The following is a 6,727-nucleotide window of genomic DNA, read 5'->3' on the forward strand; positions in this document are numbered from 1 at the left end:
TTTGCATTGTCCTGAGGTGGTGTCGCGACCTGTGGCAGGCTGGGCGGCCATGACCCCCCACCCGAAGATCGAGGCGATCGTCGAGACGTACCTGTCGCTGGCCGACGCGGCGGCTCCCGGCCTGATCGAAGGGCTCTATCTGGAGGGCTCGGCGGCCCTCGACGACTACCACCCCGCCACGAGCGACGTGGACTTCGTGGCCGTGACCGCGGCGCCCCCGCCCGTCGAGGTGCTCGCCCACATCCACACGAGCCTCGGCGCCCACCCGTTCGAGGGCGTCTACCTCACCTGGGACGACCTCCGCGGCAACCCCTGCGACCTGGACGTCCGGCCCGGGGCGCAGGCCGGCCGGTTCGAGCCGCGCCGCGGCGTCAATCCGGTCACCTGGCACACCCTCGCGCGGCACGGCGTCACCTGCCGTGGTCCCAAGCCGGGCGAGTTCGACATCTGGAGCGATCCAGACGTGCTCGCGGCGTGGACCGACGACAACCTCGACCGCTACTGGCGCCGCCTGGTGAGCCGGGCGGCCAGCCCGGTGCGCCCCTGGGGGCTCGCGGCGCTCGGCGGGTACGCGACCGTCTGGATCGTCACCGGGGTCTCCCGGCTGCACTACACGCTGGCCACCGGCGAGGTGACCTCGAAGACGGGCGCGGCCCGGCACGCGCTGGCGGCCTTCCCGGAGCGCTGGCAGCGCGTGGTGCGCGAGGCGCTGAGGCTGCGCGAGGAGGACGACGCGCGGCCGACGTTCGGCGGCCTGCTTTCGGGGCTCGGCGAGCACTTCGGGACACCCCGGCGGTCGCTGTACGGCTCGCCCTTCGACCGTCGCAGGGACGTGCTGGCCTTCGCCGGTGAGGCGATCGAGGCCGCGCACGCGCTGTACGTGGCGCGGTAGGACGTTTCGCGCGGCGACCTTTCCAACAGATGTTGGGAAAGCTACTATCCCAACATGCCTTGGGAAATTGGGTCACCTCGGCCGGCCACCCTCCACACCAGCTCCAGCGCCCGTCCGTGGGCCCCGAGCTGACCGGGCGGGCGACCGCGCCGCTCCTGGAACCCGACGAAGAGCGATGACGCGCCTCCTGCTGTTCTGCGCAGGCGGGTGTTTCCTGTCGCTCGGCCTGCTCATCCCCGCCATCCCCGCCCACGTCACCGGTGTCCTCGGGCAGGGTCCCGCCGCGGTCGGCGGCTGCCTGGCGGTCACGGCGGTGTGCGCGGTGCTCGCCAGGCCTCTCGCGGGACGGCTGGCGGACCGGCGCAGCAGGAGGTTCGCCGCGGCGACCGGCGCCGCGCTGCTGGCGCTCACGTCCGGGGCCGTGCCGTGGACGGACGGCATGCCGTCGTTCCTGGCCTGCCGCGCCGTCGCGGGCGTCGGCGAGGCCCTGACGTACGTCGGCCTGGCGGCCGCGGCCAGTGACCACGACCGTCCGGGCGCGGCGCTCAATGGCTTCTCCGTCGCGGTCAACGCGGGCCTGCTCGCCGGCGCGCCGATCGCCGCGGCGGTCGCCGCACTGGCCGGCCCGCGGGCCGTGTGGGCGGCGTCGGCCGCCGTGGCCGCCCTCGCCTTCGCCGCCTGCCTGTTCCTGACCGGCGACCGGGACGGCCGCGACGGAGCCGTCGCCGGCGGCCGGGACGGTCGTGGTGGAGCCGCCGTCGGCGAGCGGGACGGTCGTGGTGGAGCCGCCGTCGGCGAGCGGGACGGTCGTGGTGGAGCCGCCGTCGGCGAGCGGGACGGTCGTGGTGGAGCCGCCGCCGGCGAGCGGGACGGTCGTGATGGAGCCGTCGCCGGCGAGCGCCGCCGATCCGGCGCCGGCGTCCATCGGGCAGGGCTGGTGCCGGGGCTGGCGTACTGGGCGTCGGTGTGGGGATACACCGCCTTCAGCGCCTTCCTGCCGCTGCACCTGGCCGCGCTGGGCGGTGGCAGCGGCCCGCATTTCCTCGTCTACGGCTGTGTGCTGCTCGCCGTACGGGTGGGCGGCCATCGGGCGCTCGCCCGGGCCCCCGCGCGCGGGACGGCGACCGCCGCGCTGCTGCTGACCGCCGCGGGGCTGATCATGTTCGTGGCGTGGCCCACCGTCGAAGGGGCGTTGTGCGCCACGGCCGTCCTGGCGGCCGGGCAGGCGCTCGGCCTCCCGGCGTTCCTGACGATGGCGGTGACCGGCGTGCCCGCCGGGCAGCGTGGCTCGGCCGTGGCCACCACCACGGCCTTCTTCGACCTGGGTTTCCTGAGCGCGGCCCTCGCGCTCGGCGCCGTCGCGCAGTCCCACGGCCTGTCCCAAGGGTTCGCCGTCGCCGCCTGCGTGGCGGGCCTGGCGCCGCTGCTCCTGTCCCTTCATCCCGGTACGCCCCAAAGGAGAACGTCATGACCATCCCGTCCGCCGACCTGGCCGGCTACGCCGACGTCGTCTTCGACGTCGCCGTGCCGGTCGCCGAGGGCGACCGCGTGCTGATCAACGCCGAGATCGAGCACGCTCCGCTGGCCCGAGCCCTGACCGAGGCGGCGTACGCCAGAGGCGCCCGCTATGTCGACATCTGGTACTTCGACCCCCATGCCAAACGCTCCCGGGTCCGGCACGCGGACGCCGCGACCCTGCACGAGGTGCCGTCCTGGCTGGACGCCCGCAACGAGGAGCTGGCCCGCCACTGCGGGATCCTGGTCAACATCCGCGGCGCCGCCGCACCCGACCTGCTCGCCGGGCAGGACCCGGTCAGGGCCGGCCGCGACCGCATGCCGCACCTGTCGTCCAGGCAGCGGCTCCAGCTCGGCAACCTCGTCCGCTGGGTCATGGTCCCGTGCCCGACGGCGGAATGGGCTCAGGCGGTCTTCGGCGAGCCCGACGAGGCCCGGCTGTGGCAGCACCTGCGCCCCATCCTGCGCCTGGACCGGCCCGACCCCCGCGCGGCCTGGCAGCAACGCCTCGCCGACCTGCTCGAACGCGCCGAGACCCTCACCGCGATGCGCCTCGACGCCGTCCGCTTCGAGGGGCCGGGCACCGACCTGACCATCGGCCTGCTGCCCGGCGCGCACTGGACCGCGGCACGGCTGGAATCGGTCCGCGGACACGTCTTCCAGGCGAACCTCCCCACGGAGGAGGTGTTCACCACGCCCGACTACCGGCGGGTCGAGGGCGTCGTCCGCGCGACGCGCCCGCTCGCCCTCGACGGCACCGTCGTGCGGGACCTGGAGCTGACGTTCAGCGCCGGCGTGGTGAGCCGGGTTCGCGCGAGCACCGGCGCGGACGTCGTCCGCACCCACCAGGCGACGGACGCGGGCGCCGCCCGGCTGGGCGAGCTGGCGCTGGTCGACGGCGCCTCACCGGTCGGCCGATCGGGCGTCACCTACCTGGAGACGCTCCTGGACGAGAACGCCACCTGCCACCTGGCGTGGGGCGCGGGGCTGCCTCCCGGCGTGCCGGAACACCTGCGCACCGGGGACGCCGCCGCGCTCGACGCGGCCGGGGTCAACCTCTCCGGCGTCCACGTCGACTTCATGGTGGGCGGTCCCGAGGTCACCGTGACCGGCATCGGTCAGGACAGGGGCGCGATCGAGCTGCTGCGCGACGACGAGTGGCAGGTGTGAGCGGCGCCGCGCCTGGAGCGTGTCGTGGGCGTCGCCTTCAGGACCGGTCTGAGGGAGTCGGCCCACGGTCGTCGGCCGCGGTGCCGAGGAAGGGCTCCGGTGCCGCGGCCGGCTCTTGTGCCTTGACGGGCAGTTTCCCGACAGGCGACTGACGGCCGGCGAGCAGGAAGAGCAGCCATGCCACGGCGCTGACGACGGCGCAGCAGACCAGCGCCGCGTGGTAGCCGAGTGCCTGGGAGATCCCGCCGGAGGCGATGCCGGACACCAGCGCCCCGGCTGCCGCGGTGTTGGCGAACAGCGTGGTGGCCCGGCCGGGAGCCTGCGGGAACAGGTCCTGCATGTGGCTGATGCCCAGCGCGCCCACGAAGGCGATGGCGACGCCTCGGGCGAGGTGAACGAGCACCAGCGCCACGGTCGAGGTGAAGGTCGCCAGGAGCACGAGGTGCACGGTCATGAGCGCCATGCCGAGCAGGATCGCCCGCCGCCTGCTCCACCGGCCGGGGAGCAGCAGGGCGAGCGCCGCGGGGATCTCGGCTGCCGCGCAGACGCTGAACATCCATCCGACCGCGTCGGCCGAGCCGTGCAGCTCTCGGGTGACGTACAGCGGCAGCACCACTGCCCCCGAGAACATCGCTGTATGGAACAGGGTGAAGGCGGCGATCGGCAGCGCGGCGGCGCGCGCGGACACGACCGGGCCCCTGTCCGTCCCGGCGGGTTCCCGTAAGGCCGCGGGGCCGCCGCCGAGTCCGAGTACGGTCACGACCATCAGGCAGTACCCGGCGGCGGTGGCCGCGAGCACCGCGGTGTACCCGCCCCCGCCCAGCAACGCACCGCCCGCCAGGGGGCCGATCGCCCAGGCGAGCGACCACGCCGAGCGCAGCAGGGGAGTGCGGGCCCCTGATCCGGCCCCTGATCCGGATGCTGTCCGGTCCGCGTGGCTCCTGGCCAGAGCGAACAGCTGCGGGAACGCCGCACTGCCCGGGCCGATGAACAGCACGGCGATGAGGAGCAGCAGCGGATAGGGCGGGCCGGTCAGGAGCAGCAGGTATCCCGTACCCGCCAGGGACGCGGCCAGCATGGCCGGCTGCCGTCCTGGCCGGCGGTCGTAGCGGCGGCCGAGCAGGATACTGACGGCCATGCCGCTCACCGACGTCATGGAGACGAAGACGCCGATCTGGAGTGCCGACAAGCGGAGCCGCTCCGCGCCGAACAGGACGATGTAAGGGCCGATCATGGCTTCGGTGACACCGAGCAGCAGAACGGCCATCAGGAGGGTGAGGAACCGACGCCGCGGCTTGGAGGCCGGAGTTGATCTCATCCGCGGCACGCTACCCAGCCGGCTCCGCTTGTGACCGCTCGCCTCGGTCCACCTGAACGGCTCGGCACTGCCGTCCCCGGCTCAGGCGAGGTCGAGGAGCAGCCTGGCGACGACACTCGGCCGGGACAGGAAGGGGTGATGGCCTGTCGCCACCTCGACCACGTGGGTGGCCCGCCCGGCCTGGACGCACTGCACTGCGGCGGGGATGCCGTTGTCCTGCGCGCACACGACGTAGGTGGACGGGACCTGTTGCCAGGCGGCGGCCTGGACCGGCGCTGTGATGACGGCAGCGATGACGGCAGCGATGACGGCGGCGCTCTGCCGGACCAGGCGCGCGTGCGCCTGCTCCACGGCCTCGCGGTCGCAGTCCTGCAGAAACGTCCGCGCGGCGACCTCGGCGCGCACGCCGAAGGTGCCGTCGGAGCCGAAGTCCAGATAGGGCGCGGGCGTTCCGCCGCCGAACGACGCCAGGCTCTCGCCCACCTGCGGGAGGAAACTCGCGATGTACACCAGATGCCACGATCCCCGTCTCCCCGCAGCTCGGCAGCGGCGGAGCAGAGCTGAGGATGCCGTGGTTCCCCAGGTCGTCAGCGGCCCGATGCCACCACCACGCCCCGTCACGCACGCACGCACGCCCCATGGACGAACACCACTCGCATCCCGGCCCCCTCACTCCTCCGGCTTGAACTCGATCGATGGCTCCGCGAGGCGCTTGCGCAGCTCGTCGTACACATCCGGTGGGAGCGGGCCCTTGCGGGCGGCTGCGACATTGGCCTGTACGTGCGCCACCCGGGTCGAGCCGACGAGCACCGCGTCCAGAGCCGGATGGCCGAGCAGGAAGCGGAGCAGCAGCTCCATCGGCGAGGCTCCGTCCGCCAGATCGTCCAGCCGGGCGGCGGTGAGCCGTTCGTGCAGGTCGGCGAGCGGCCGACGGATCGGTTCCGGGAGGACGTCGGGCGGGGGCGTGAGCGGCCGGGCGATCGAGCCGCGGGCGATCGTTCCCGCACCGGCGGCCGCGGCGGCGGTGATGAGGTCGCCGTGGGACAGGTCCAGCGGGGAGTACGGCACGAGGTACACGTCGAACACGCCCAGCGCGAGATGGTCCGGAAGGTGCGGCAGCTCGCCCGACATCCCCGTGAAGCGGATCGTGCCTTCGTCCCGGAGGGCGAGCATCTCCGCGATGGTGTCCTCGCTCCGCATGACGGCGACGCTGGGGCTCAGGTGGACCATCAGGACGTCGAGGTGGTCGGTGCGCATGCGGCGCAGGCTCCGCTCGACGCCGGCGCGGATGTTCGTCCTGGTGTAGTCATGCGGTGGCTGTGCTCGTGGGTCGCCGCTCGCGGACATCGGGCAGCCGCACTTGCTGGACAGGACGAATTCCGCACGTCTGTGGGAGATCGAGCGACCGATGTGCTCCTCGGCGTCACCGTAGTCCGGTGAGGTGTCGATGAGGTTCATCCCCGAGTCGAGGACGGCGTTCAGCAGTGTGCCGGCTTGGTCGTCGGTGACCGGCGGGCCCCATGCCCGAGGTCCGCGGAGCTCCATCGCTCCGTAGCCGAGGCGGCCGACCTGGAGTCCGGTCCTGCCGAGGTCGGCGGTGGGCAGTGTCATGTCGTCACCCTGTCTTCGGTCGAGGCCCTCCGGAAGCGTTCGGCAGGCTGCTCAGAAGTCCATGTCCCCGGCGCCCGGCATGGCCGGGGCGGCAGGGGTCTTCTCGGGCTTCTCGGCGATGACAGCCTCGGTGGTGAGGAAGAGCGCCGCGATGGAGGCGGCGTTCTGCAGCGCGGAGCGCGTCACCTTGGCCGGGTCGATGATGCCCGACTCGAACATGT

General features: G+C 73.3%; 6 protein-coding genes and 1 pseudogene. 3 read left to right on the forward strand and 4 right to left on the reverse strand.

The genetic code is table 11. The features are described 5' to 3' along the window. Positions 1-49: 49 nt before the first annotated feature. The 3 genes from ABD292_RS44990 to ABD292_RS45000 all read left to right on the forward strand — a co-directional run bounded on the left by ABD292_RS44990 (position 50) and on the right by ABD292_RS45000 (position 3,577). Complete coding sequence (locus ABD292_RS44990) at positions 50-892, forward strand: aminoglycoside adenylyltransferase domain-containing protein (protein WP_344218843.1); 843 nt, start codon at positions 50-52, stop codon at positions 890-892. Between the two features lie 175 nt (positions 893-1,067). Beyond that, positions 1,068-2,363 carry an MFS transporter gene (locus ABD292_RS44995; RefSeq protein ID WP_344218845.1) on the forward strand — a complete coding sequence of 432 codons (1,296 nt, stop codon included), beginning with the start codon at positions 1,068-1,070 and terminating at the stop codon, positions 2,361-2,363. Next, entirely contained in the window at positions 2,360-3,577 is a 1,218-nt protein-coding gene (locus tag ABD292_RS45000; RefSeq protein ID WP_344218847.1) for an aminopeptidase, read from the forward strand. The genes ABD292_RS44995 and ABD292_RS45000 overlap by 4 nt, the downstream gene beginning before the upstream one ends. Before the next feature lie 37 nt (positions 3,578-3,614). Here ABD292_RS45000 and ABD292_RS45005 read toward each other — a convergent pair whose 3' ends face one another. The 4 genes and pseudogenes from ABD292_RS45005 to groEL form a co-directional block, all read right to left on the reverse strand. Further along, positions 3,615-4,895 carry an MFS transporter gene (locus tag ABD292_RS45005; RefSeq protein WP_344218849.1) on the reverse strand — a complete coding sequence of 427 codons (1,281 nt, stop codon included), beginning with the start codon at positions 4,893-4,895 and terminating at the stop codon, positions 3,615-3,617. A gap of 81 nt (positions 4,896-4,976) precedes the next feature. Next, positions 4,977-5,528, reverse strand: a complete 552-nt coding sequence (locus ABD292_RS45010) for an alpha/beta fold hydrolase (RefSeq protein ID WP_344218851.1) — start codon at positions 5,526-5,528, stop codon at positions 4,977-4,979. Positions 5,529-5,564: 36 nt separating this feature from the next. Then, complete coding sequence (locus tag ABD292_RS45015; RefSeq protein WP_344218853.1) at positions 5,565-6,506, reverse strand: aldo/keto reductase; 942 nt, start codon at positions 6,504-6,506, stop codon at positions 5,565-5,567. A gap of 51 nt (positions 6,507-6,557) precedes the next feature. Then, positions 6,558-6,727, reverse strand: a pseudogene (gene groEL, locus ABD292_RS45020) (chaperonin GroEL); the annotation flags it as partial.

Source organism: Nonomuraea bangladeshensis (assembly GCF_039529455.1).
In the GTDB taxonomy this organism is placed as follows: domain Bacteria; phylum Actinomycetota; class Actinomycetes; order Streptosporangiales; family Streptosporangiaceae; genus Nonomuraea; species Nonomuraea bangladeshensis.